This is a genomic window from Janthinobacterium agaricidamnosum NBRC 102515 = DSM 9628 (assembly GCF_000723165.1).
GTDB lineage: Bacteria > Pseudomonadota > Gammaproteobacteria > Burkholderiales > Burkholderiaceae_D > Janthinobacterium > Janthinobacterium agaricidamnosum.
In genome coordinates, this window is record NZ_HG322949.1 from 4,501,044 (window position 1) to 4,525,348 (window position 24,305).

Here is a 24,305-nt window from a genome sequence, read left to right on the forward strand (position 1 = left end):
TATGCTACGCTTTTATTGGCGCGCCTGCTTTTCATGCGCCAGCTGGCCGGAACTGATGCGCGACAGTTCGCCCATTTCCTCGGCCAGGAATTCCAGCAAGTCATCGACGCTGACGATGCCGCTCAAGCCGCCCAGGCTATTGACGACCGGCAAGCGACGGATGCTCTTGAAACGCATGCGTTCGATGGTTTCATAGACATCGTCGTCCTCGGTGGCGGTCAGCAATTCCTCGCTCATGATATCGCCGACCAGCAGGCTGGCCGGATCGAGCCCCAGCGCAATGACGGAAATCACGATGTCGCGGTCGGTGATGATGCCGACCGGCACCCGCTCGCCATTCGGCTGCTCCACTACGACCAGGTCGCCGACATGCTGGTTGCGCATCATCAAGGCCGCTTCTTGCACGCTCATGTCGCGTTTGCAATGCACGGTTTGCACGGTACAGATATCGCCGATACGCATAATACGTTCTCCCAATGGTTGCCGCTAACAACACGGGCGCGCAAGAAATCCCTCGCGCAGCACAACGCTACGCCGCCAACCGGTGGCGGTGTTGATCTGGCTCAAACAGGAAATCAGGGGGAAGGAAGGGAAAACTGCCAGTGCCGCGCGCGGCGGCACCGGGTTCACGGTTTCTTGTCGTCTGGATAGGGCAAGAAGCAGGCATCGACCACTTGCAGGTCGTTATCTTTGGCGAATGCGACAACAAAATGGTAAGCCATCGGCTCCAGCGCTTTCAGCTTGTTGTTGACGACTACCGACTTGACGCCGTTGACGACGGTCGGCCGCACATAGGGCGAAAATTGCAGGTGCGAATTGCGCCCGCCTTCAGGGTTGAAACACGACATCACACCGCACAGGCGTTCCGCCCAATCGCTGGGACGGAATTGTTTGCCATTGCTGGTGACGCCAAGAATGAAGAACTCGTCTGAAAGTTCTATGGTGTTTTGAGCTAACTCGGCCATAGGCGGCTTGTGGGGACTGGAGTGCGTGAATGGCCCCGGCGGGAAATACCGGGCTGGCAAATCTACATCTTTTCGATTCTTCGGTATTATATCTTATAGAAGACCTGGACAGCTATTTCTTGTGTGGCGCAAGCGCAAAACAGGCCTCGGCAACGCGCCGGTCCACAGCCGCCATTGTATGCCTGTTTGGCCGTGAGGCCGCATTTTTCCTCATCTTTTCATCGATTCAGCTTGAAAATCAGCGGCTGCGGACAGTCTGGAAAAAGTCTGCCGCGACTGACTGCCGGCCCAGGTTGATCCGGGCCGATTTACATGACTTTAACGCAATGCCGAGGAATTTTCAGCCCAGCCAGACCGCGCCGGACAGCAGCAGCAACAGCAGCATCCACAACAGCAAGGCGCGCCAGACCAGGCCGACCGTGCTTTGCAAGGCGCGCATGCTCGGCTCTTCGCCGGGCATGCTTTCGACTTCGCCATCGGCGCCATCGACCGTGGCGGCATCGGCCAGCAACACCTTGGAGGCATTTTCCTGCGGCGTGCCGAGCCGCACGCCCATTGCGCCGCCGCCGGCCGACAGGATGATGCCGATCGCTTCATCCGACCAGCGGCCGGCGAAATTGCGCCACGCGTAGATCGCATCTTCAAAATTGCCGACCACGGCGAACGCCACGGCGGTCAGGCGCACCGGGATCCAGTCGATCCAGTAAAACGCCCGCGCGGCAAACTGGCCGAACGCTTCATTGCGCATGTGCTCCGGCTCATTCCAGGCGCGCGCCAGGTATTCGGACACGCGGTACATCACCGCGCAGGCCGGTCCGAGCGGCATCAGGAACCAGAAGAACACGCCGAATACATTGCGATGGGTGGTGATCAGCGATTTTTCGACGGCGATGCGCGAAATTTCGGACGGCTCCATGCCGATCGTGTCCTGCCTGGTCCATTCGGCCAGCAAGATGCGCGCGGTGGCGTCGTCGCCGGCATTCAAGGCCAGCTGGATCGACGTGAAATAATGGCTGTAATGGCGAAAGCCGAGGGTCAGGTAGACGATCAGGATATTCCAGGCGACGGCCACCAGCCGCAAGTCGTAATGGATCAGGATCCAGTAAATCGCGGCGGTCGGCACCATCAGCGCGCCTACCATCAAGAACCAGCCCATGCGGCCATGGCGCGCATGGCCGGCGTTGAACCAGGTTTCCATGCGCATCGCGAGACTCTTGATTTCGGCGTAGATGGGATTGTCCGCGCGCAAGGGCTTGAGTTGCTCAATCAGTAGCGCGCATAGAATGGAAAGAAATGTCATCAAACGTCCTTTTAATCAGCAGTGCCGTAATGCCCGCTACGATAACGCAGTGCAGAGCTGGAATCAAACTTATTACAAGAGAAAAGGAAATCTCCCGGAGCGGATGCCAGAACGCTGTTACGCACGCAAGAAATGAAACAGGTTGCGCAACATGCCCGCCGTGGCGCCCCAAATGTAAAAACGTTCATACGGCATCGCATAAAACGAACGCCGGCCGGCCGGCAATTCGGCCGACAGGCGCTGGTGGTGCGCGCCATTCATCAGGAAAGCCAGCGGCACTTCGAAAATTTCATCCACTTCGGACGGGTCGGCGGACAACTCGAACGGCGGCGCGACCAGGCCGACCACCGGCGTCACGCAAAAGCCGGTGCCGGTCAGGTAATCGGGCAAGCGGCCGATCACTTCGACGTGGCCACGCGCCAGGCCGACTTCCTCTTCCGTTTCACGCAGCGCAGTATCGCACGGCGAGCTGTCGAACGCTTCGCTGCGCCCGCCAGGAAAGCTGATCTGGCCGGCGTGGCTGCTCAAATGGGCGGTACGCCGGGTCAGCAACACCGTCAGGCCGCCGCTGCGCATCACCAGCGGCACCAGCACCGCGGCGCGGGTGGCTTGCCCGCGCTTCAACAGCGATTCCTCGGCCGCTTCCGGCGTCCAGGCAGGCATCGCGGCAAAACGCTGGCGCAGCCAGTCCGGCGCCAGGCGCTCGGACGGCACGGCGCTTTCGCCGGCGATGGAATCGATGGGCAACTGTTGCGGATCGAAAGAGAGTGAGGCCACGGCGATTGCCTTTCGGTCAGGCTGAAACAAAAAAGGGGTACCCACAGGCACCCCTCTTCCAAACGCAGACGCTAGAATTAAGCGCTTGCTTTCGCCGCAACGCGACGATTTGGCAATTTCTCTTTGATACGCGCCGATTTACCCGAACGCTCACGCAGATAGTACAGTTTAGCGCGACGAACGTCACCGCGGCGTTTCACTTCGATCGAAGCGATCAGCGGCGAGTACAGTTGGAACGTACGCTCTACGCCTTCGCCGGACGAGATCTTGCGAACGATGAAGTTCGAGTTCAAGCCGCGGTTACGACGGGAGATAACCACGCCTTCGTAAGCCTGGGCGCGCTTGCGGGTGCCTTCGACTACGTTGACGTTGACGATAACGGTATCGCCAGGTGCGAATTCAGGGATAGCTTTACCCAGGCGGGCAATCTCTTCCTGCTCTAATTGTTGAATCAGGTTCATTTTATAACTCCAAAAACCATCATGCCGGCGCACTGTGGATAAGGACTATCCGCCCGGTAGAGGATGGGTACGACATTATGGGCAACATGCCCGGACTACCCGTCCCTGCAAAACCGACTTACAGGTCCGTCAAAAACTTTTCATCGGCCTTGCTCAGCAAACCGGCGCTGCGCGCCTTGAGCAGCAAGTCCGGCCGCTTGCGCGCGGTGGCGCGCAGCATTTGCTGGCGGCGCCATTTTTCGATCTCGGCGTGGTTGCCGCCCATTAACACCGGCGGCACGCCCGCGCCTTCGTACGTTTCCGGCCGCGTGTAGTGCGGCGCATCGAGCAAGCCGTTGACAAAACTGTCTTCGACCGCCGACGCATCGGTATTCAATACGCCCGGCAATTGCCGGATCACGGCGTCCATCAAGGCCATCGCCGGCAACTCGCCGCCGGACAGCACAAAATCGCCGAGACTGATTTCTTCATCGACGCAACGCTCGATCAGGCGCTGGTCGACCGCTTCGTAGCGGCCGCACAGGATCACCAGACCCGCTTCCTGCTTCAGCTCCATCACGCGCTGGTGCGTCAATTGCCTGCCCTGCGGCGACATGAACAGCACACGCGGCGCAGCCAGGCCGCTATCGGTCTGGCGCTGCTTCGCGGCATTGATGGTCGCCTCCAGCGGCTTGGCCATCATCACCATGCCGGGGCCGCCGCCATATGGGCGGTCATCCACGGTGCGGTGATTATCGGTCGTGAAATCGCGCGGATTCCACAAGGACAGGCCACATTTTTGTTGTTCGAAGGCGCGCCGGGTAATGCCCGACTGTGTCAGTGCGGCAAACATTTCCGGAAACAGGGTAACGACATCAAATTGCATCACGCTCCCCGATCAAAAAACATCCAACGGCCCGGCCGGATACTGGCGGCTTATTAAACTTATTAATAATCCAGGCCCCAGTCGACCGTGATTGTCTTTGCGGCCTGGTCGACATTGATGACAAACTGGCCCACAAATGGAATCAGGCGCTCAGGCGCCGGTTCACTGTCAGTGACCAGGGGATCAACGACCGGAGCGATACGCAATATCGATTGCGGACCATTGCTCATCATGTCGGTAACCTGCCCGAGGCACTCACCTTGCAAATTCTGTACTGTCAGCCCGATCAGATCGGACCAATAAAACTCGTCAGCCGACAGCGCCGGGAACAGGCTGCGCGGAACCTGCACGGATGCGCCCTTCAGCGCTTCCGCGGCATCCCGCCCTACCACACCCACCAACTGGGCCACGACGTCGCCGCCGTGAAGTTTTACTTGCCGGACTTTAACGTCATGCAAGTTCGGCTTATCGAACCACCATGTCTTGACATTCAACAAAGCATCCGCTTCGTTCGAGAAAGGGGTAACCCGGATCCCGCCAGCGACACCGTAAGCACCGGACACATAGCCTACCTGTACCAGGTCGTCGGGGATTTGCACCCCGGATGCAGTCTTGACCGTCAAACCAGTGACTTAATTAAGCAGCAGTCTTGTTGCTTGCGACCAGGCGAGCAACGGTTGGCGACAATTGCGCGCCAACGCCTTGCCAGTAGGCCAGACGGTCTGCGGTGATACGCAGTGGCACTTCACCACCTTGCGCCATCGGGTTGTAAAAACCGATACGCTCAATGAAGCGACCATCGCGGCGATTGCGCGAATCAGTAGCGACGATGTTGAAGAACGGGCGCTTCTTGGCGCCTCCACGAGCTAAACGAATAACGACCATAATATTTCCAAAAAGTGTGCTGAGGCGGAAAAAGCCGCAAATTATAGCGCGCTTTACCGCCAGGCAGCAAGCGTTAATGATGACGGGCGTGTAATTTGGGCTAATCGAACATTATGACCAGTGATGGCCCGCGACGCAATAGCCGCGTGCTTGTATTGTATTCAATAGTGCTAGGCTGCAACAGCGTTTTGACCGATACTGGGGCTCTTGCCGCTTTCTTCTCCTATGACCATGGCCGTTCATGCTCCCGCTGCGCGCAGTGCGCACAGCAACAAGACTTTCGCCACGCTGTTGGCTTTTTTGCTCGGCGCCGTCGGCGCGCACCGTTTTTACTTGCGCGGCTTCAAGGATGGCTGGGGCTGGCTGCACTGCGCCGCGCTGCCGGCCAGCCTGCTGCTGTGGGCCGCGATGCCGGGCGCCGACTGGTTTTACCAGATCTTGCCGCTGACGGTATCGGGACTGGCCGGCTTCCTCGAAGCGCTGGTGCTGGGCCTGATGCCGGATGAAAAATGGGACGCCGCCTTTAATGCCGATTCCTGCAGGCAATCGGCATCCGACTGGCCGCTGGCGGTGTTGCTGGTCGCCACCTTGATGGTCGGCGCCGGCACGCTGATCGCCACCATTGCGCGCCTGTTCGACCTGCTGTACACCGGCGGCTCCTACGGCTGAGGTGGCTCGCGCTATCGTGGCGCGCCTCGGCGCAGCCAAGCCCTATACTGTCGCCCTCGGCCGCCAGACTGCCGCATGACGCGGCAACACGAGAATGCGGGCTTAATTTTTGGATAAGACATCATGAAACATCTCCCCTTGACGCTGGCCTTGACGCTGGCCAGCCTGTTCACCGCGCCCTGCGCCCAAGCCAGCATGTCGCCGGCACAACGCTACGACGCCGATAAAAAAATCTGCGCCAGGGAAAATTCGTCGACCGCGCGCATGCAATGCCTGCGCGACGCCAGCGCCGAATACGACCGCAACTTGCTCATCAATAAAAATCGGCCCTACGCCAGCAGCCCGATCAAGAATATCTGCGCCGTGTGCGCCAAGGTGGTGTCGGTACGCGTGGTGGAACGGCAAGGCAAGGGCAGCGGACTGGGCGTCATCGGCGGCGGCGTGGCCGGCGCCTTGCTGGGCAACCAGGTCGGCGGCGGCCATGGACGCCAGCTGGCCACCGTGGCCGGGGCCGCCGGCGGCGCCTATGCCGGCAATCAGGTGGAAAAAAATATGCGCGCGACCAAGGTCTGGATCGTCTCGGCGCAATATGAAAACGGCAGCAAACGCCAATTCGAGTTTGCCAGCGATCCTCACTTTTCGAACGGTCAACTGGTGCGCAATCACGGCAACAGCATCGTCCGGCGTTAAGCGGGACACTTTCGCGACAGTAGCAAGCGCACGGCCCGCGCCACGGCGGGGCGTGCACGATAGACGGCAATGTTGATAGCCGGTTACAAAATTCCCCTATACTGTCGTCATACGCCGCCCCACACCCTGCGCGGCGCGCCCTGCATCAGCAAGCGAGCAAGACAGCGCCAAACCCAAGCGCCGCCCCGGCACCATCAATATGCAGTGAGGCCATTGCACGCGCCTGCCGTGTCAGCAGAACAGAATAATTCATCTAACCACTATTGGAGAACGCCATGATCCGTCGCCCACTGATGATCGCCCTGATCGCCGCCGGCCTGCTGTCCAGCCCGGCATTTGCACAAAGCACCCTGTCGCCAAAAGCGCAATACGCCTACGATACCAAACAGGCCAATACGCGCTACGCAGACGACAAGAAGCTGTGCACCGAAGAAACCAGCTCCAGTGCGCGCATGCAATGCCTGCGCGACGCCAAGAGCGAATACGACAACGCCATCGCCAAGGCCAAGGCCAGCCAACGGGCCGGCAACAGCCCGGCTCCCGTGCCGCAACAAGCCGCCATCTGCAATGACTGCGGCAAGGTGGTGGCGGTCAACGTGACCGACAAGGCGGGCCAGGGCAGCGCGCTGGGCCTGATCGGCGGCGGCGTGGCGGGTGCCTTGCTGGGCCATCAGGTTGGCGGCGGCCGCGGCAAGGACCTGGCCACGCTGGCCGGCGCGGCGGGCGGCGCTTACGCCGGCAATGTGGTCGAAGGCAAGATGAAAGCGTCGAAAGTGTGGACCGTCACCGTCGAATATGAAAACGGCAACCGCGCCGACTTCAATTTCGAACAAGACCCTGGCCTGGCCGCCGGCGACCGCGTCAAGAATTCCGGCAACGGCATCGCCCGCCGTTAAGATCGGCAAGACAGCGCCCTGCCTTATCCTGGGCAGTGGCGCGACAAACCGGACGAAACAACTCCGACCACCACCGTCGCCAGCATCGGCAATCGCGTTGCGGCGGCGACGGTCGGCGCCAGCGCGATCAGCTCGGCTGGCCGCCTGGAAACGACATGCGGTGCGATCACCGAGATCGGCACCTAGCCTGGCGCCGCTTGCATCACAGCCTTGGCCCGCGGGCTCAAGGTTCTGTTGCGCAAGGCAAAATAACCGCCTATCCAGGTCAGATAAGTAACCAGGCCCATCAAGCCAAAAGTCAACAAGTGCATCATATTCATCATTCCGGTTTAGCCCAAAAATAAACCGCAACGCTGCCGCAGAGCGTCCCGCTGACGACATACCATGGCCCCGCCACCAGGCTAAACAGCCAGCGCCGCGCGGCCCGATAACCGCGCCAGATTCCCGATAAAGGGACCGATGGCTGCACCCAGCGCCGTTGACAATATCCAGAGTACATACATGCTGGAACAACATCCGGCGTAATAAGGCAGGCTGAACGGCGACCGCATGCCTGGCCGCGCCGGGGCGGCGCCGCTGCATCATCCATCCATCAGAACTGGTCGGCCTCCAGCGCCAGCACGCCGGCGCTGCCGTCGATGATGGCACTGCGCAAGCCCGACGCCTGCGACAGGATATGGTCGGCAAAGAACCGCGCGGTGGCGATCTTGGCCTTGTAGAACGCCGCGTCGCCGCTGCCCTCGCCCAGCCGCTGCTGCGCGACGATCGCCGCGCGCGCCATTTGCCAGCCGCCCAGCACGATGCCGGCCAGTTTGACATACAGCACGCTGCCGGCGAACACCGCCTTGACATCGGTCCTGGCATTGGCGACCACATAATCGACCACCGCTTCCAGCGCGGTGCCGCCGGTACTCAACTGGCGGGCAATCGCCTGGAAGTCGGCGCCCGACAACGCGGCCAGCTGCGCTTCGGTGGTGCGTACCTGGGCCAGGATGATTTTCGCCACCGCGCCGCCGTCGCGCACGGTCTTGCGTCCAACCAGGTCATTCGCCTGGATCGCGGTGGTGCCTTCGTAAATGGTCAGGATCTTGGCGTCGCGGTAATGCTGGGCGGCACCGGTTTCTTCAATAAAACCCATGCCGCCATGCACTTGCACGCCGTCGCGCGCCACGTCTTGCGACATTTCGGTCGACCAGCCCTTGATCACCGGCACCAGGTATTCATACACAGCGAGGCTTTCGGCGCGGATCGCCGCATCCGGATGGTGATGGGCGACATCGCTGATGGCCGCGCCGACATAGGCCAGCGCGCGCGCCGCCTCGGTTTGCGAGCGCATCGCCATCAGCATGCGGCGCACGTCCGGGTGGTGGATGATCGCCACCGGACCGGCCGAACCGGCCAGGTCGCGCGATTGCACGCGCTCCCTGGCGAAAGTGACCGCTTGCTGATAAGCCCGCTCAGCCAGGCCGATGCCTTGCAGGCCGACGCCGAAACGGGCCGCGTTCATCATGATGAACATATATTCGAGGCCGCGATTTTCCTCACCGACCAGCGTGCCGACGGCGCCGCCATGGTCGCCGAATTGCAGCACGGCGGTCGGGCTGGCCTTGATGCCCAGCTTGTGCTCGATCGATACGCAATGCGCATCGTTGCGCTCGCCGAGGCTGCCGTCGGCATTGACCAGGAACTTCGGCACGATGAACAGCGAAATGCCCTTGACGCCGGCCGGGGCGTCCGGCGTGCGCGCCAGCACCAGGTGGACGATATTCTCGGCCAGGTCGTGTTCGCCGTAAGTGATGAAAATCTTGGTGCCGAACACTTTATAAGTGCCGTCGCCTTGCGGCACGGCGCGCGTGCGCACCGCCGCCAGGTCGGAACCGGCTTGCGGTTCGGTCAGGTTCATGGTGCCGGTCCACTTGCCGGACACCAGGTTTTCCAGGTAAGTCGCTTTTTGCTGCTCGCTGCCGGCCGTCAACAGCGCTTCGATGGCGCCGTCCGACAGCAGCGCCACCAGCGCGAACGAGATGCTGGCCGAATTGAGCATTTCGATGCAGGGCGTGGCCAGCAATTTAGGCAAGCCCTGGCCGCCGAATGCGGTCGGATGCTGCACGCCCTGCCAGCCCGCTTCGCCATAAGCCTTGAACGCTTCCTTGAAGCCGGCCGACGTGGTGACCTGGCCATCGTGCCAAAAACTCGGCTCCTTGTCGCTGGGCCAATTCAACGGCGCCACCACCCCACTGCAAAACTTGGCATTTTCTTCCAGCACCGCTTCGGCGGTATCCGGGGTCGCATCTTCACAGCCCGGCAAGGCGTGCACTTCGGACAGGCCGGCCAGCTCGTTCATGACGAACAATATATCTTTCAGTGGGGCTTGATAGCTCATCTTTGTCTCCAAGAAAAAGGCCACGCCGGATCACCCTGCGTGGCCTGTTATGCAATGCGCTTGCTGCGCAGTATTAACCCAGTTCTTTGACCAGTTCCGGCACGATGTCGAACAGGTCGCCGACGATGCCGTAATCGGCCACGGCGAAGATCGGCGCTTCCGGATCTTTATTGATCGCGACGATGGTCTTGGAATCTTTCATGCCGGCCAGATGCTGGATCGCGCCGGAAATACCGACCGCGATGTACAGCGACGGCGCAACGATCTTGCCGGTCTGGCCCACTTGCCAGTCGTTCGGCACGAAACCGGCGTCGACCGCCGCGCGCGACGCGCCCATGGCCGCGTTCAGCTTGTCGGCCAGCGGTTCCAGGACCTTGAAGTTTTCCGCTGAACCGATGCCGCGGCCGCCCGACACGATGATTTTCGCGGCGGTCAGTTCAGGGCGGTCCGATTTGGCCACTTCGCGGCCGATGAACGACGATTTGCCGGAGTCGGCCACGGCGCTGACGCTTTCGGTGCTGGCCGAACCGCCCGTCGCGGCGGCGGCGTCGAAACCGGTCGAACGCACGGTGATGACCTTGACCTTGTCGCCCGATTGCACGGTGGCGATCGCATTGCCGGCGTAGATCGGACGCTCGAAGGTGTCAGGCGCATCGACCTTGGTGATTTCCGAGATTTGCGCAACGTCCAGCTTGGCGGCCACGCGCGGCAAGATGTTCTTGCCGTAGGCGGTGGCCGGCGCCAGGATGTGGCTGTAGCTGCCGGCGATCGCCAGGATTTGTTCGGCGACGTTTTCAGCCAGGCCTTCGGCGAAGGCCGGCGCGTCTGCGACCAGCACTTTCGACACGCCGGCGATTTGCGCGGCGGCGGCGGCAGCGGCGCCGGCGTTCGAACCCGCCACCAGGATGTGCACCTCGCCGCCGCATTGCACGGCGGCGGTGACGGTGTGGTGGGTGCTGCCTTTTAAGCTAGCGTTGTCGTGTTCAGCAATAACTAATGCGACCATGGTGTATTCCTGTAATGTTCTGCAAAGCGGCGGCCAGCGCGGCAGGCGCGCGCCACCGGTTTGAATGTGTTGGAGAGGCGCTTAGATAACCTTGGCTTCGGTGCGCAGCTTGGCAACCAGCGTCGCCACATCCGGCACCTTGATGCCGGCCGAGCGCTTGGCCGGCTCGACGACTTTCAAGGTTTTCAGGCGCGGCGCGCAATCGACGCCCAGCTCTTCCGGCTTGACGGTTTCCAGCGGCTTTTTCTTGGCTTTCATGATGTTCGGCAAAGTCACATAGCGTGGCTCGTTCAGGCGCAAGTCGGTGGTGATGATTGCTGGCAAGGTCAACGCCAGCGTTTCCAGGCCGCCATCGACTTCGCGGGTGACGGTGACTTTACCGTCTTCCAGCACGACTTTCGACGCGAACGTGGCTTGCGGCCAGCCCAGCAGCGCCGCCAGCATCTGGCCGGTCTGGTTGCTGTCGTCGTCGATTGCCTGTTTGCCCAGGATAATCAGTTGCGGTTGTTCTTTGTCCGCCAGCGCCTTGACCAGCTTGGCGACCGCCAGCGGTTCCAGGTCGGGCGTGGTTTCCACCAGGATGCCGCGGTCGGCGCCGATCGCCATCGCGGTGCGCAAGGTTTCCTGCGACTGGGTCACGCCGCACGATACGGCGACGACTTCGGTAACTTTGCCTGCTTCCTTGAGACGCATCGCTTCTTCCAGCGCGATCTCATCGAATGGGTTCATCGACATTTTGACGTTGGCGGTATCCACGCCAGTGCCGTCACTTTTGACGCGGACCTTGACGTTATAGTCGACCACGCGTTTGACGGGTACCAAGACTTTCATAGCTATGCCTTTGGGAAATTATAAAAATGACGGACTAAGTTGTGCGCTAGATTATAAGAGAAAATTGAAATACAAACCGAATTTAAGCACGATCGTGCGATTTTTTGCTAGAGGTAATCTTCTAAACATCCGCCGGGCAGTCATGTTCAGCGTACTTAAATGTGAAATCGGAGAAACGCTGCAGGGCAGCAAAAGCGCGTTGCCGAGGTCAGCAGAGGCTGCCCCGGCGCGACTGGATCACTTGCGCTGCATCAAGAAGACGAATTCACGGCCGGTCTGCACATGCGACAGCAAGGCATTGCCGGTCTGCTTGGCAAACGCCTGGAAATCGCGCACGGAACCCGGATCGGTTGCCATGATGCGCAGTACTTCGCCGCTTTGCAACTCTGACAGGGCTTTTTTTGCCTTCAAGATCGGCAAAGGGCAATTCAAGCCGCGTGCATCGAGTTCCTTATGGAATTCCATAATCTCGGTATCTAGTAGTGTTTCGCTCATCAATATCCCGCTTGGTTTGTTGTACTGATTTTCGACATACTACTCCAAATCGGGGCCGATGACGCGCTGCACCAAAATAGTTCACTTTCTGTTGCGAGGTCACAACGACGCTGCAAAAAAAGAACAGCCCGCGAATAAAGCTTGCGGGCTGTCTTTTTATGTGTTTTTCCGTACGCCTCCTATGAGACCGGGTATTAAACGCGTTCGGTCACCCACGCTGGAACCGCTGCCAGGGCCTGGGCCAAACCGCCAGGATCGGTGCCGCCGGCTTGCGCCATATCGGGGCGTCCACCGCCTTTTCCGCCCACTTGTTGTGCAACGAAGTTGACCAGCTCGCCCGCCTTGACCCTGGAAGTTGCATCGGCGGTAACGCCGGCGATCAGGCTGACCTTGCCGTCATTGACGCTGGCCAGCACGATCGCGGCGGTCTTCAGCTTGTCTTTCAGCTTGTCCATGGTTTCGCGCAAACGGGCCACGTCGGCGCCGTCCAGCGTGGCCGCCAGCACCTTGATGCCGTTGACATCGACCGCCTGGGTCAGCAGTTCATCGCCCTGGCCGGCCGCCAGTTTCGATTTCAGCGCGGCCAATTCCTTTTCCAGCGCCTTGACATGGTCTTGCACCTGGCCGATACGGGCGGTCAACTCTTCCGGATTGGCTTTCAGCGCGGCCGCCGCTTCCAGCAAGCGGCGGTTCAGCGATTGCACCAGCGCCAGCGCGCCTTCGCCGGTGACGGCTTCGACCCGGCGGATGCCGGCCGCGACGCCGCCTTCGGCGATGATCTTGAACAAGCCGATGTCGCCGGTGCGCTGCACGTGCACGCCGCCGCACAGCTCTTTCGAGGTGCCGATGTCGAGCACCCGCACTTCATCGCCGTATTTCTCGCCGAACAAGGCCATCGCGCCATGCTTCACCGCATCGTCGAACGACATATGCTGCGCCCTGGTCGCGTGGTTTGCCAGGATTTCCTGATTGACGATCGCTTCGACGGCGGCGATTTGCTCGGCCGTCAGCGGCGCATTGTGGCTGAAGTCGAAACGGGTCTTGTCCGGATCGACCAGCGAACCTTTTTGCGCCACATGGCCGCCCAGCACTTCGCGCAAGGCCTTGTGCATCAAGTGGGTCGCCGAATGGTTGCGGATGGTGCGGCCGCGCTTGACCTGGTCGACTTCGGCCGACACGCTGTCGCCCACTTTCAGCGAGCCGGCGCTCAGCAGACCGTGCTGGCCGAATACGTCGGCCTGGATTTTCAGCGTGTCTTCGACGTCGAACTGGCCGCCGGCCGCCTTGATCAGACCCTGGTCGCCGACCTGGCCGCCCGATTCCGCGTAGAACGGAGTGGTGTCGAGCACCACGATGCCCGCCTCGCCGGCCTTCAATTCCTGCACCGGCGCGCCATTCGCGTACAGCGCGATGACCTTGCTGTTGAATAGCAAGTTGTCATAACCGACGAAGGTCGTCTTGGCGCCGCTGTATTCGACGCCGGCCGCCATCTTGAACTTGCCTGCCGCGCGCGCGGTTTTCTTTTGCTGCTCCATCGCGGCCGTGAAACCGGCTTCGTCCAGCGTGATATCGCGTTCGCGGCAAATATCGGCGGTCAAGTCCAGCGGGAAACCGTAGGTGTCGTACAGCGTGAACGCGGTCGCGCCGTCGAGGTTCTTGCCATCCTTGGCCAGTTGCGTTTCCAGGATCTTCATGCCGTTTTCCAGCGTTTCGCCGAACCGTTCTTCTTCCTGTTTCAACACCTGGGCCACGCGCCCGGCGGCTTCGGTCAATTCAGGATAGGCGGCGCCCATTTCACCGTCCAGGTCGGCGACCAGCTTGTAGAAGAATGGCTTGGTCTGGCCCAGCTTGTGACCGTGACGCAAGGCGCGGCGGATAATCCGGCGCAGCACGTAGCCGTGGCCTTCGGAACCCGGAATGATGCCGTCGACGATCAGGAACGACGCGGCGCGGATGTGATCGGCGATCACGCGCAGCGACTTGCTTTCCAGGTCGGTGGCGCCGGTTTCGCGCGCGGCGGCCTTGATCAGTTGTTGGAACAGGTCGATTTCATAGTTGCTGTGTACGTGCTGCAATACCGCCGCCAGGCGCTCCAGGCCCATGCCGGTATCGACGCAAGGCTTCGGCAAGCGCGGCATATTGCCCGCTTCGTCGCGGTTGAACTGCATGAACACCAGGTTCCAGATTTCGATGAAACGGTCGCCGTCTTCTTCCGGGCTGCCCGGAGGACCGCCCCAGATCTCCGGACCGTGGTCGTAGAAAATCTCGGTGCACGGACCGCAAGGGCCGGTGTCGGCCATTTGCCAGAAATTGTCCGACGCGTAGCGCGCGCCCTTGTTGTCGCCGATGCGGATGATGCGCTCGACCGGCACGCCGATTTCCTTGGCCCAGATATCGTAGGCTTCGTCATCCTCGAAATACACGGTCACCGTCAGCTTTTCAGCTGGCAACAAATAGACCTTGGTCAGCAATTCCCATGCGTAATGGATCGCATCGCGCTTGAAATAATCGCCGAAGCTGAAATTACCCAGCATTTCAAAGAACGTGTGGTGGCGCGCGGTGTAGCCGACGTTTTCCAGGTCGTTGTGCTTGCCGCCGGCGCGCACGCAGCGCTGCACCGACGTGGCGCGCGAGTACGGGCGCGTATCGACGCCGAGGAACACGTCTTTGAATTGCACCATGCCACTGTTGGTCAACAACATGGTCGGATCGTTACCCGGCACCAAAGGGCTGGAACGGACGATCGAATGGCCCTTGGACTCGAAAAACTTGAGGAATTTGTCGCGGATTTCAGATGATTTCATGTTTTTTTGGCAAAAATGGCGGCAGCTTTAAAGCGCTGATTATACGTGATAAGTGTTGTTGAAATGAGCGCCCCGGCATAGCTGTTGCGCCGATGGCAGGGCGTCGTCAGTGGGCGTGGCTGGCCGGCGCCGGCGCCGCTGCCGCGCCATTGCAATCGGCGCAGCGTCCATACAAGGTCAATTCATGCCGTTCGACGCTGAAGCCTTGCGGCGCCATGCGTTTCAAGTCGCCCGGGCAATCATGCACGTCATATACCCGCTGGCAACTGGTGCATTGAAAGTGATGGTGATGATGGCCGGCCACCGCATTGCTTTCATAACGCGGGTTTTCTCCCGGCAAAGTCACCATCTGCACGCGGCCTTCGGAAACCAGCGATTTCAGATTCCGGTACACCGTGGCGATGCCCAGCTGCGTCACTTGCAGGCTGGCTTGCTCGAGGATTTCCTGTGCCGACAGCGGGCGGCGGGCCGATTCGATGGCTTCGTGTATAGCCGTTTTTTGACGTGTTGTGCGTTCCATAGCCGCCAGAATACACCAAACAGTGCCGGCGACAGAAACATGAAAGATAGCCATCTTATTGATATTGCGCTATCATTATCATCTTCACATGCATCGGGCCGCTGTTTTACACGGCAACGGGATCGCATTGCACCACTATTTTTACCGTTTTACCGAAAAGGAGTCACCCTTTGTCCTGCACCATTTTGCAACCTACCCCACTCGCGCTGGCATTGATGCTGGCTTTCACGCTGCCGGCCGCCAGCGCGCAGCAAACCGCAGCGGCCGACGCCATGACCTTGCATACCGTCAGGGTATCCGCCAGCGCCCTGGCGCTGGGCAGCAATGACATGAGCACGCCGGTGACGGTCCTGGAAGGCGATGAATTGATACGCCTGCGCGGCGCGACGCTGGGCGAGACGCTGGATGGCCAGCCGGGCATCACGTCCAGCCACTTCGGCGCCGGCGCCAGCCGCCCGATCATCCGCGGCATGGATGGCCCGCGCGTGAAAGTCCTGTCCGATGGCGCGGAAGTCCAGGATGCGTCGACCATCAGCCCGGACCACGCGGTGGCGGCCGAACCGATGCTGGCGCAACAGATCGAGGTATTGCGCGGTCCGTCGGCGCTGGCCTATGGCGGCGGCGCGGTCGGCGGCGTGGTCAACGTACTGGACCGCAAGATCCCGACCAGCGTGCCGGCCAACGGCGTCGAAGGCAGCGCCGAAGTGCGCGCCAATTCCGCCGCCCGCGAAAAAGCCGGCGCGTTTGAAGTGACCGGCGGTGCCGGCAACGTAGCGCTCCATGCCGAAGGCGTCAAGCGCGATGCCGGCGCCTACCGCGTGGGCAGCGGCTGGAGCAAGGGTTCCACCGTCGACGGCAGCTATAACAAGACCGACACCGGCAGCGTCGGCCTGTCGTGGATCGGCGAGCGCGGCTACCTGGGTCTGGCGTACACCCGCCAGCACGCCGAATACGGCTTGCCGGGCCACAACCACGAATTCGAAGGCTGCCATCCGCACGGCGCGGTGCTGCATTGCGGCGGCCACGATCATGGCGATGGCGACCAGCATGGCCATGCAGAGGAGCACGACCACGAACAGGAGACCGTGCCATACGTCAAACTGGACAGCGACCGCTGGGACGTGCGCGGCGAATACCGCAATCCCTTGCCGGGTTTCGCCAAGCTGCGCGTGCGGACCGCGTTCACCGATTACCAGCACCAGGAAATCGAAGGCGACACAGTGGCGACCACCTTCAAGAACAAGGCGCATGACGGCCGGGTCGAACTGGAACACCATCCGATCGGCGGCTGGCGCGGCGTGCTCGGCCTGCAAACGTCGAAGCGCGATTTCAGCGCGCTGGGCGAAGAAGCCTATGTCGCGCCGACCATCACCAAAAAACACGCGCTCTTCCTGATCGAAGAATACACACTGCGCGACTGGCGCCTGGAGGCCGGCTTGCGCCACGAATCGCAAACCATCGCCGTCGACAGCCCGACCTTGAATAACAGCAGCGAACGGGGCACCTCGGTATCGCTCGGCGCGGTGTGGAAATTCGCGCCGCAATATTCGCTGGGCAGTTCGCTGTCGCGCAGCCACCGTCTGCCGAGCGCAGAAGAACTGTATGCCAATGGCGTGCACATGGCGACCAGCACCTATGAAATCGGCAATCAGCATTTGAGCAAGGAAACCTCGCGCAATCTCGACCTGACCTTGCGCAAATATGCCGGCGCCACCACGTTCTCGCTGAGCGGCTTCCACAACCGCATCAACAACTACATCTATGCGAACACGCTGGACAACCACCAAGGTTTCCAACTGATCGAATACACCCAGCGCGACGCCACCTTCACCGGCCTCGAAGGCCAGGTGCGCCAGCAACTCAATGCGGTGTTCGGCGCCAGCCTGTTCGGCGATGTCGTGCGCGCCAGACTCGACGATGGCGGCGGCAACCTGCCGCGCATCCCGGCGCAGCGCCTGGGTCTGAAACTGGACGCCAACTGGTCATCGTGGAATGGCCAGGCCGAATGGTACCGGGTCGGCAGGCAAGACAAAGTCGCACCGTTCGAAACTGAAACGGCGGGTTACACCATGCTCAATGTCGGCGCCACCTGCAACACGCGCCTGGGCAATATCCCGACCCAGTTCTACATCAAGGGCAACAACCTGACGGATGCGCTGGCATTCAGCCACACCTCCTTCATCAAAAATGCCGCACCCTTAATGGGCCGCAACATCAGCGCCGGCATGCGCGTGACGTTCTAGCCCTTTAAGCCGGCGCGATCATATCGATGCGGTCGGTACAGTATCCATCGACGCCCCAGGCGACAATCGCGCGCGCACGTTCGGCATCGTTGACGGTGTAGCAAAATAAGCCCAGGCCAGCCTGCTTCACTTGTGCGGCCAATTCCTTGGTCAAGGTCTGGTGATTGCAATGCAGCGCGACCGCGTCCAGCGCGGTCGCCTGGGCCAGCCAATCGGCCGGGATGCGCTCCACCAGCAAGCCACGCGGCAAGTCCGGCGCAGCCAGCTTTGCCGCCCGCAACGCCGTCACACTGAAGGACGACAGCAACGGTAGCCGGGCCGGATCGCCGGACGCGATTGTTTCGGCAAAATGGGCACGCACCAATAACGCCACGGCCGTGCCGGTTGCTTCCTCGCAACCTGGCGCCGGTTTGATTTCGATATTCATCCAGATGCGCTGTTCTTGGCAATACACGATAAATTGCTCGAAGCTGGCCACCGGTTCGCCGGCGAATTGCGGTCCGAACCAGCTGCCGGCATCCATCTTCGCCAGCTCGGCGGCGGTGTAATCATTGACATCACCGTTACCGCGCACCGTGCGCCCGAGTTGCGTATCATGCACCACCACCGGGACGCCATCCCTGGCCAGCATGACGTCGAACTCGACCGCCCGATAGCCGTACGCCAGGCCGCAGCGCAAACCGGCGAGGGTGTTTTCCGGCGCCAGCGTGCCGCCGCCGCGGTGTGCAACAATTTTAGGATAAGGCCACATGGAAATCCTTGCTTGAGGGTAGTTTCAGGGTCATCCAGCCCGCTTTCGTCGCAAGATTGTTGCCGGCCTGCGCTGCCAGGCCGATAATCGGCATCTCATCCCTTATCGAAAGCGGCGCTGTATGCGGCAGTCAGACATTATCGTCAAGAAACCGGCAGGCTATCCATTGCGCAGGCTCGCCTCGGATTTCAAGCACGCCGTCGCCTTTAATGTGATCTGCGCGTTGATCATCACTTTCGTGATGAATTCAGGATACTATTTTTTTGAAAATCTGGTGATCTCGATGTGCATAGGCGGCATTGCCTTCTTGCTCATCGACGGCATCAGGCTGGCGCTGTGGGGCGATAGCATACGGCCCAACTGGGGTAAATTCCTGGCGCTGGTGGCGGTCAGCGTGCCGCTCGCGCAACTGGGCGGCGGCGCGCTGGCCGACTGGCTGCTGGGCGATAGCTATACCGGCATGCGATCCCTGTCGCAGCCGAGGACGATGGGCCTGATGGTATTTACCTTGATGGCGACCGGCGCCGCGGTGCTGTTCTTTTCCAGCCGCGAAAAAATGATACGTTTGCAAGCCGCGGCGGCGGAAGAAAAAGCCCGCGCCGAATTGGTCGCCAGGCAAGCCATGCAAGCGCAGTTGCAATTGCTGCAGGCACAGATCGAACCGCACATGCTGTTCAATACACTGGCCAATTTGCAAGGCTTGATCGCCTACGATACGGAGCGCGCCCAATTGCTGCTCGACCATCTGATCCAGTACCTGCGGACCACGCTGACGTCGTCGCGCGCCGGCAGCACCACGCTGGGCCAGGAATTTTCGCTGATGCAAGCTTACCTGGGATTGATGGCGATCCGCATGGGACAGAGGCTGACGTACACGCTGCAATTGCCGGAAGCGCTGAGCCAGCTGCAACTGCCGCCGATGCTGTTGCAGCCGCTGGTCGAAAATGCGATCCAGCACGGCCTGGAGCCGAAGATCGATGGCGGCCATATCGACGTCGGCGCACGCCGCGATGGCGCCATGTTATTGTTGACGGTCAGCGACAACGGCCTGGGCCCGGACCATCCGGGCCAGGCCAGAGGCACCCAGCTCGGCTTGTCGAATATCCGCGAACGCCTGCTGGCCATGTACGGCGAGCAAGCGCAACTGTCGTTGCGCGCCGGCCAGCCGGAAGGCGCGACCGCCCTGCTGACCCTGCCCATCACGACACCATGACCCATCCGCCCCCGATCCGCGCGTTGATCGCCGAAGACGAACCCATCCTTGCGACCGCGCTGACGCACGCGCTGCAACGGCTGTGGCCCGAATTGCAGATCGCCGCCACCTGCGCCAACGGCGTCGAGGCGGTGCAACAGGGTTTGCTGTTAAGACCGGAAATACTTTTTCTCGACATCAAGATGCCCGGCAAGACCGGCTTGCAGGCGGCCGAAGAATTGGCCGCCGGCTGGCCGCCGGACCAGCCTTTCCCGCAGATCGTGTTCGTCACCGCCTACGATGAATTTGCGCTGGCGGCGTTCGAGCACGCGGCCGCCGATTACGTGCTGAAACCGGTCAACGATGTTCGCCTCGGCAAGACGGTGCAACGGCTACGGCGGTGCCTGGACGGCGGCCAGAGCAGCCATCAAGAGGCGAGCGGCCACCGCAACCTGGCGCAACTGCTGGGTCAACTGCAATCGATGATGCCGCCGGTGCAGCGCCCTGCCAGGCTGTCCATCATCCGCGCGGCGGTCGGCAACCAGGTGCGCATGATACCGGTCGCCGAGGTGCTCTATTTCGTAGCGCTCGATAAATACATCAATGTCGTCACCACCGACGGTGCAGCGTTGATACGCAGCAGCCTGAAAGAATTGCTGCCGCAACTGGACAGCCAGCAATTCTGGCAAATCCACCGCGGCACCATCGTCAATGCCGAACGGATCGACAGCGCGACCCGCGACGATACCGGCAAGCTGACGCTGAACTTGCGCGGCCATGCCGCGCAACTGAAAGTCAGCCCGCTCTACGCGCATTTATTTCGCCAGATGTAGGACACATCGAAAAACCTGCTGCGCAGATCACTGCCGGGTCGGCGTTGACCTTGCTCGCTCCAGTTTTTCAAGGTGTCCTGTAGTGATGACGAGAATTAATGCAGCTGGTGCTTGAGGTTCGACAATTCGTCGTGCATGCGGTTCACCGCGCTTCGCATTTGCGGCGTCAGGCTGGCGCCGCTGCCGCACACTTGCTTGGCGCGGTCGCCCAGCTGTTCCAATTCGTCCACCACCTTGCGGATACGCGTTTCATCTTCCGTCTGTATCACCTGGCGCGCCATGTCCGATTGCTTGTCCAGCTTTTGTATGCAGTCGCGCAATTCGTTCGGCACGTTGCGCTCGGCGGAACAGGCTTGCGCGGCCTGTCCGATGGCTTGCTCGATGGCAGTAAAGCGCCGCCTGATTTCATTGGCTTGTAACACGATGACCTCCCGGCAATGAGTGGACACAGAAGTGCGTCCTGCCCGTTAGACGCTGTCCTCATGAAGAGGTTGCGGCCCTTGACATGAGACAGCGCAAAACGTCGCTGGACTACGCCGTGGCCAGCGCCATCTCACGCGCGCCCAGCGGAACCAGCTTGCGCAGCCGCAGTGCGATCAGCAAGGCCAGGCCGAGGCAGAGCACCAGCATGGCGACCATGCCGGGCCAGCCGCCGCGGCCCAGCATGACGCCGGAAAACGAACCGATCACGCTCGACCCGAGGTAATAAAACAGCAGGTAAAACGCCGATGCCAGCGCTTGCGGCGCTTGCGCGCGGCGGCCGACCCAGCTGCTGGCGATCGAGTGCGAGGCGAAAAAGCCGAACGTCGCCAACGCCATGCCGGCCACGATCAGCGGCAGCCAGCGGGACAGCGTCAACAGCACGCCGGCCAGCATCACCGACAGCATGATCCACAGCACGCCGCGGCGCCCCAGTTTGTCGACCAGGCGGCCGGCCCACACCGAACTGAAGATGCCGATCAGGTACAGCAGCGCCAGCAAGCCGACCGTGCTTTGACGCAAGTTGAATGGCGCGGCCATCAGCCGGTAGCCGATGTAGTTATACAGGCTGACGAAGCAGCCCATGAACAGGAACGCCAGGCAAAACAGCCACGGCAAGCCAGCGTCGGAAAAATGCCGGCGCAACGCCATCGGCAAGGTGGCCCAGCCATGCATATTCGGCACGAAATTTTTCGAGCGCGGCAAGCTGCGCCAGAATTCGGCGGCCGAGGCCAGCCCCAATATGCCCATGACGCCGAGCGCCCAGCGCCATGACATGAAATCGCTGAGCAGCGACGCCAGCAAGCGCCCCGCCATGCCGCCAAAGGCACTGCCGGCGATGTACAAGCCCATCGACAAGCCCAGCGACGACGGCTCGACTTCTTCGCCCAGGTACGCCATCGCGACGGCCGGCATGCCGCCCAGCGCCAGCCCCATGGTGGCCCGCAAGACCAGCAATTGCGGGTAATTTTGGGCAAACGCGCACAGCAAGGTCAGCAAGGCGGCCAGCGTCATCGCCGCCACCATCAGCGGCTTGCGGCCGATGCGGTCGGAAATGGCGCTGCTGATCACCAGCGAAATGGCCAGCGCGGCGGTCGACAGCGACAGCGACCAGCTGCTTTGCGCCGCCGTCAGTTGAAATTCACCGGACAGCACCGGCATCAGCGGCTGGATGCAATACAACAGGCTGAAGGTCGAGAAACCGCCGAAAAACAGCGCCCGGTTGCTGCGCTTGAATTCGGGCGTGCCGGCGACGATGCCGCTGCGCTTGGCTGATGGGGACGGTGTGGCGGACTCGGGCATGGTAACTATTGGGTACTGGAGAAAGTGACAATTCATCATAGGATTGCACATTCATACTGTCCAATATATATTTAAGGCAGTATTCATACTTTAAACAGATTACTCTGCGGAGCCCCATGGAATTACGCCACCTGCGCTATTTTGTCGCCGTCGCCGAAGAGCTGCACTTTACGCGCGCGGCCGAACGGCTGCACATCGGCCAGCCGCCGCTGAGCCAGCAAATCCAGGCGCTGGAAACCGAACTGGGCGTGCAATTGCTGGAGCGCAGCAAGCGCTGGGTGCGCCTGACCGAGGCCGGCAAGCTGTTTCTCGACGATGCGCGGCGCATCCTGGCGCTGTCGGAACAGGCGGCGCTGACGGCGCGCCGGGCGCAGCGCGGCGAAGCGGGAGAGTTGCGCATCGGCTTTACGTTTTCGACGCCGTTCACGCCGCTGTTCGCCAAGGTCATTAATAGCTATCGGCAACAGTTCCCGCTGGTATCGCTGACCTTGCATGAAATGGCGACGCTGCCCCAGATCGCGGCGATCGACCAGCGCGGCATGGACCTGGGTTTCGTGCGGCCGCCGGAAGCGGCGATCCCCGACACGGTCAGCCTGAGCGTGCTGCGCCAGGACCCGCTGTCGCTGGTGTTGCCGGACGATCATGCGCTGGCGGCAAAACCCAGCGTCGCGATCAAGGAGCTGGAAGGCTTGCCGTTCGTGATGTATCCGAACCACGCCGGCACCGGCATTCGTCCGCAAATATTCAGGCTGTGCCGGGCGGCCGGCTTCGTGCCGCATATCGCGCAGGAGGCGGAAGAAGCGTCGACCATCATCGGGCTGGTGGCGGCCGGCTGCGGCGTGTCAATATTGCCGGCCTCGTTCGACCGGATCCGGCTCGATGGCGTATGCTACCGGCCGATCAGCGATGCGGACGCCGGCACCACCTTGTTCCTGGCGCTGCGCAAGGGCCCGGCGTCGCCGCTGGTGGCCGCGTTTGTCGCGCTGGCCAACCAGGCCGCCGGGCTGGGTCAGGAGTAATCGGCGTCCAGTTCCGAACCGGCGTAGTTTTCCAGGTCCTCGAACAGGCTTTTCATGCTGGCCCGGGTCAGGATCTTTTGCACCACGGTGCAACGCTTGCCATACGACTCTATGCGGTCCAGCAATACCGGATGATGTTGCACCGGCACCTTGGCCACCAGCGCCGCCCAGCCCGCTTCAAAATCGGGCTTGTTCTTGCGCACCGCGCGGACAAAACGCTCGAAGTCTTTCTGGCCGGTGCGCGCGACGATCGGCCCGCCGCCTTCGATGGCGAAGATGATCGCCAGCGCGATCACGCCTTCGGCATTCAAGTCCGTATCGCTGACCGGGCCGCGGTCGTTATGGCGGCGCAGCCAGTTGGCGAGACGCACGATGGCTTGCACTTCCTTGCGCTGTTGCAATTGCAGCGTATATTTGTCGTAACCGTTCCAGTTCTGGTTAGGATCGGCGCTGCAAATATCGACGAACAGATCGCGCAAGCGGCGCTGCACATACACCGGGTCCTGGTCGTATTCGCCGACCAACGCATCTTCCGGCAATAACGACAGTTCGCGTATCAGCCGGAAACCGGCCTGGAACGCGTGCTCGGCGCCATGCTCGACCAGGAAGTCGAGCGCGGCCTGGTCGCCTTCATGCATCAGCACATGATCCAGCCCCAGCGACACGCCGCCGACGGTCAGGTACAGCGCTTTCTGGATGCCGTCGGCGGTGCGTTCATTGGTGAATTTCTCGGCCACCATCGCGGTGATGCCGGTCAATTCGTCGGCCAGATTGAGCGCGGCGTCCTGGCGCGGATCGGCGGCCAGCAATTTGATGGCGCGCACCAGGCGCGGCAAATTTTCTACTACGATTGCAGGCAGCATTATCGGGTTTCCACTTCTGTTTACTCTCGTACTACTTAAAGCGCGCCGGAAAAACGTTCAGGGCAAGGCGCGTCG

General features: G+C 61.2%; 25 protein-coding genes and 1 pseudogene. 7 read left to right on the plus strand and 19 right to left on the minus strand.

Features of this window, described 5'->3' with window-relative positions; genetic code table 11:
* Window positions 1-12: 12 nt before the first annotated feature.
* From GJA_RS19330 to rpsP, 8 genes are all read right to left on the minus strand, one after another.
* Complete coding sequence (locus tag GJA_RS19330; RefSeq protein WP_038495485.1) at window positions 13-462, minus strand: CBS domain-containing protein; 450 nt, start codon at window positions 460-462, stop codon at window positions 13-15.
* 164 nt (window positions 463-626) lie between these two features.
* A complete protein-coding gene (locus tag GJA_RS19335) occupies window positions 627-965 on the minus strand; it encodes a DUF3579 domain-containing protein (protein WP_038495487.1) in 339 nt (112 codons plus the stop codon).
* A gap of 340 nt (window positions 966-1,305) precedes the next feature.
* Window positions 1,306-2,265: a CobD/CbiB family protein gene (locus GJA_RS19340; protein WP_038495492.1), complete on the minus strand. Its 960-nt coding sequence runs from the start codon at window positions 2,263-2,265 to the stop codon at window positions 1,306-1,308.
* A 117-nt stretch (window positions 2,266-2,382) separates the two neighbouring features.
* Window positions 2,383-3,042: a CoA pyrophosphatase gene (locus GJA_RS19345; RefSeq protein ID WP_038495494.1), complete on the minus strand. Its 660-nt coding sequence runs from the start codon at window positions 3,040-3,042 to the stop codon at window positions 2,383-2,385.
* A 77-nt stretch (window positions 3,043-3,119) separates the two neighbouring features.
* Complete coding sequence (gene rplS, locus GJA_RS26870) at window positions 3,120-3,503, minus strand: 50S ribosomal protein L19 (RefSeq protein WP_081905495.1); 384 nt, start codon at window positions 3,501-3,503, stop codon at window positions 3,120-3,122.
* A 118-nt stretch (window positions 3,504-3,621) separates the two neighbouring features.
* The gene (gene trmD, locus GJA_RS19355) at window positions 3,622-4,368 is read right to left on the minus strand and encodes a tRNA (guanosine(37)-N1)-methyltransferase TrmD (RefSeq protein WP_038495500.1); all 747 of its coding nucleotides are present in this window, start codon (window positions 4,366-4,368) and stop codon (window positions 3,622-3,624) included.
* A 62-nt stretch (window positions 4,369-4,430) separates the two neighbouring features.
* On the minus strand, window positions 4,431-4,967 hold the full coding sequence (gene rimM / locus GJA_RS19360) for a ribosome maturation factor RimM (RefSeq protein ID WP_174525964.1): 537 nt from the start codon (window positions 4,965-4,967) through the stop codon (window positions 4,431-4,433).
* Window positions 4,968-5,004: 37 nt separating this feature from the next.
* Window positions 5,005-5,253, minus strand: coding sequence for a 30S ribosomal protein S16 (rpsP, locus tag GJA_RS19365; protein WP_038495505.1), 249 nt, complete (start codon window positions 5,251-5,253; stop codon window positions 5,005-5,007).
* Between the two features lie 225 nt (window positions 5,254-5,478).
* Between rpsP and GJA_RS19370 the strand changes: the two genes are divergently transcribed.
* The 3 genes from GJA_RS19370 (at window position 5,479) to GJA_RS19380 (ending at window position 7,508) form a co-directional block, all read left to right on the plus strand.
* Window positions 5,479-5,922, plus strand: coding sequence for an NINE protein (locus GJA_RS19370; RefSeq protein WP_038495508.1), 444 nt, complete (start codon window positions 5,479-5,481; stop codon window positions 5,920-5,922).
* Window positions 5,923-6,045: 123 nt separating this feature from the next.
* Window positions 6,046-6,612, plus strand: coding sequence for a glycine zipper 2TM domain-containing protein (locus GJA_RS19375; protein WP_038495511.1), 567 nt, complete (start codon window positions 6,046-6,048; stop codon window positions 6,610-6,612).
* Between the two features lie 275 nt (window positions 6,613-6,887).
* A complete protein-coding gene (locus GJA_RS19380; RefSeq protein WP_038495514.1) occupies window positions 6,888-7,508 on the plus strand; it encodes a glycine zipper 2TM domain-containing protein in 621 nt (206 codons plus the stop codon).
* Window positions 7,509-7,531: 23 nt separating this feature from the next.
* On the opposite strand, the pseudogene GJA_RS19385 reads toward GJA_RS19380, so the two are convergent.
* From GJA_RS19385 to GJA_RS19415, 7 genes and pseudogenes are all read right to left on the minus strand, one after another.
* Window positions 7,532-7,831, minus strand: a pseudogene (locus GJA_RS19385) (AzlD family protein).
* A gap of 269 nt (window positions 7,832-8,100) precedes the next feature.
* Window positions 8,101-9,891 carry an acyl-CoA dehydrogenase gene (locus GJA_RS19390; RefSeq protein ID WP_038495517.1) on the minus strand — a complete coding sequence of 597 codons (1,791 nt, stop codon included), beginning with the start codon at window positions 9,889-9,891 and terminating at the stop codon, window positions 8,101-8,103.
* A 73-nt stretch (window positions 9,892-9,964) separates the two neighbouring features.
* Window positions 9,965-10,897 carry an electron transfer flavoprotein subunit alpha/FixB family protein gene (locus GJA_RS19395; RefSeq protein WP_038495520.1) on the minus strand — a complete coding sequence of 311 codons (933 nt, stop codon included), beginning with the start codon at window positions 10,895-10,897 and terminating at the stop codon, window positions 9,965-9,967.
* 81 nt (window positions 10,898-10,978) lie between these two features.
* On the minus strand, window positions 10,979-11,728 hold the full coding sequence (locus tag GJA_RS19400; protein ID WP_038495523.1) for an electron transfer flavoprotein subunit beta/FixA family protein: 750 nt from the start codon (window positions 11,726-11,728) through the stop codon (window positions 10,979-10,981).
* Between the two features lie 237 nt (window positions 11,729-11,965).
* Window positions 11,966-12,223 (minus strand): sulfurtransferase TusA family protein, encoded by a 258-nt coding sequence (locus GJA_RS19405; RefSeq protein ID WP_422567918.1) that lies wholly within the window; start codon window positions 12,221-12,223, stop codon window positions 11,966-11,968.
* A gap of 194 nt (window positions 12,224-12,417) precedes the next feature.
* A complete protein-coding gene (alaS, locus tag GJA_RS19410; RefSeq protein WP_038495527.1) occupies window positions 12,418-15,027 on the minus strand; it encodes an alanine--tRNA ligase in 2,610 nt (869 codons plus the stop codon).
* Window positions 15,028-15,133: 106 nt separating this feature from the next.
* Window positions 15,134-15,547, minus strand: coding sequence for a Fur family transcriptional regulator (locus GJA_RS19415; RefSeq protein ID WP_038495530.1), 414 nt, complete (start codon window positions 15,545-15,547; stop codon window positions 15,134-15,136).
* 215 nt (window positions 15,548-15,762) lie between these two features.
* On the opposite strand from GJA_RS19415, the gene GJA_RS19420 reads away from it, so the two are divergent.
* Entirely contained in the window at window positions 15,763-17,790 is a 2,028-nt protein-coding gene (locus GJA_RS19420; RefSeq protein WP_038500493.1) for a TonB-dependent receptor domain-containing protein, read from the plus strand.
* Window positions 17,791-17,794: 4 nt separating this feature from the next.
* On the opposite strand, the gene ugpQ is transcribed toward GJA_RS19420, so the two are convergent.
* A complete protein-coding gene (gene ugpQ / locus GJA_RS19425) occupies window positions 17,795-18,541 on the minus strand; it encodes a glycerophosphodiester phosphodiesterase (protein WP_038495533.1) in 747 nt (248 codons plus the stop codon).
* 121 nt (window positions 18,542-18,662) lie between these two features.
* Here ugpQ and GJA_RS19430 point away from each other — a divergent pair, with 121 nt between their 5' ends.
* Window positions 18,663-19,754: a sensor histidine kinase gene (locus tag GJA_RS19430; RefSeq protein ID WP_051781139.1), complete on the plus strand. Its 1,092-nt coding sequence runs from the start codon at window positions 18,663-18,665 to the stop codon at window positions 19,752-19,754.
* Window positions 19,751-20,566, plus strand: coding sequence for a LytR/AlgR family response regulator transcription factor (locus GJA_RS19435; RefSeq protein ID WP_038495535.1), 816 nt, complete (start codon window positions 19,751-19,753; stop codon window positions 20,564-20,566). The genes GJA_RS19430 and GJA_RS19435 overlap by 4 nt, the downstream gene beginning before the upstream one ends.
* Window positions 20,567-20,661: 95 nt before the next feature.
* Here GJA_RS19435 and GJA_RS19440 read toward each other — a convergent pair whose 3' ends face one another.
* Together GJA_RS19440 and GJA_RS19445 are read right to left on the minus strand one after the other, a co-directional pair.
* Window positions 20,662-20,988, minus strand: coding sequence for a hypothetical protein (locus tag GJA_RS19440; protein ID WP_038495538.1), 327 nt, complete (start codon window positions 20,986-20,988; stop codon window positions 20,662-20,664).
* A gap of 109 nt (window positions 20,989-21,097) precedes the next feature.
* A complete protein-coding gene (locus tag GJA_RS19445) occupies window positions 21,098-22,348 on the minus strand; it encodes an MFS transporter (protein ID WP_038495541.1) in 1,251 nt (416 codons plus the stop codon).
* 116 nt (window positions 22,349-22,464) lie between these two features.
* Between GJA_RS19445 and GJA_RS19450 the strand changes: the two genes are divergently transcribed.
* Window positions 22,465-23,367 (plus strand): LysR substrate-binding domain-containing protein, encoded by a 903-nt coding sequence (locus tag GJA_RS19450; RefSeq protein ID WP_038495544.1) that lies wholly within the window; start codon window positions 22,465-22,467, stop codon window positions 23,365-23,367.
* On the opposite strand, the gene GJA_RS19455 is transcribed toward GJA_RS19450, so the two are convergent.
* The gene (locus tag GJA_RS19455) at window positions 23,358-24,230 is read right to left on the minus strand and encodes a hypothetical protein (protein ID WP_038495547.1); all 873 of its coding nucleotides are present in this window, start codon (window positions 24,228-24,230) and stop codon (window positions 23,358-23,360) included. The two genes, GJA_RS19450 and GJA_RS19455, sit on opposite strands and share 10 nt — an antisense overlap.
* Window positions 24,231-24,305 lie beyond the last annotated feature (75 nt).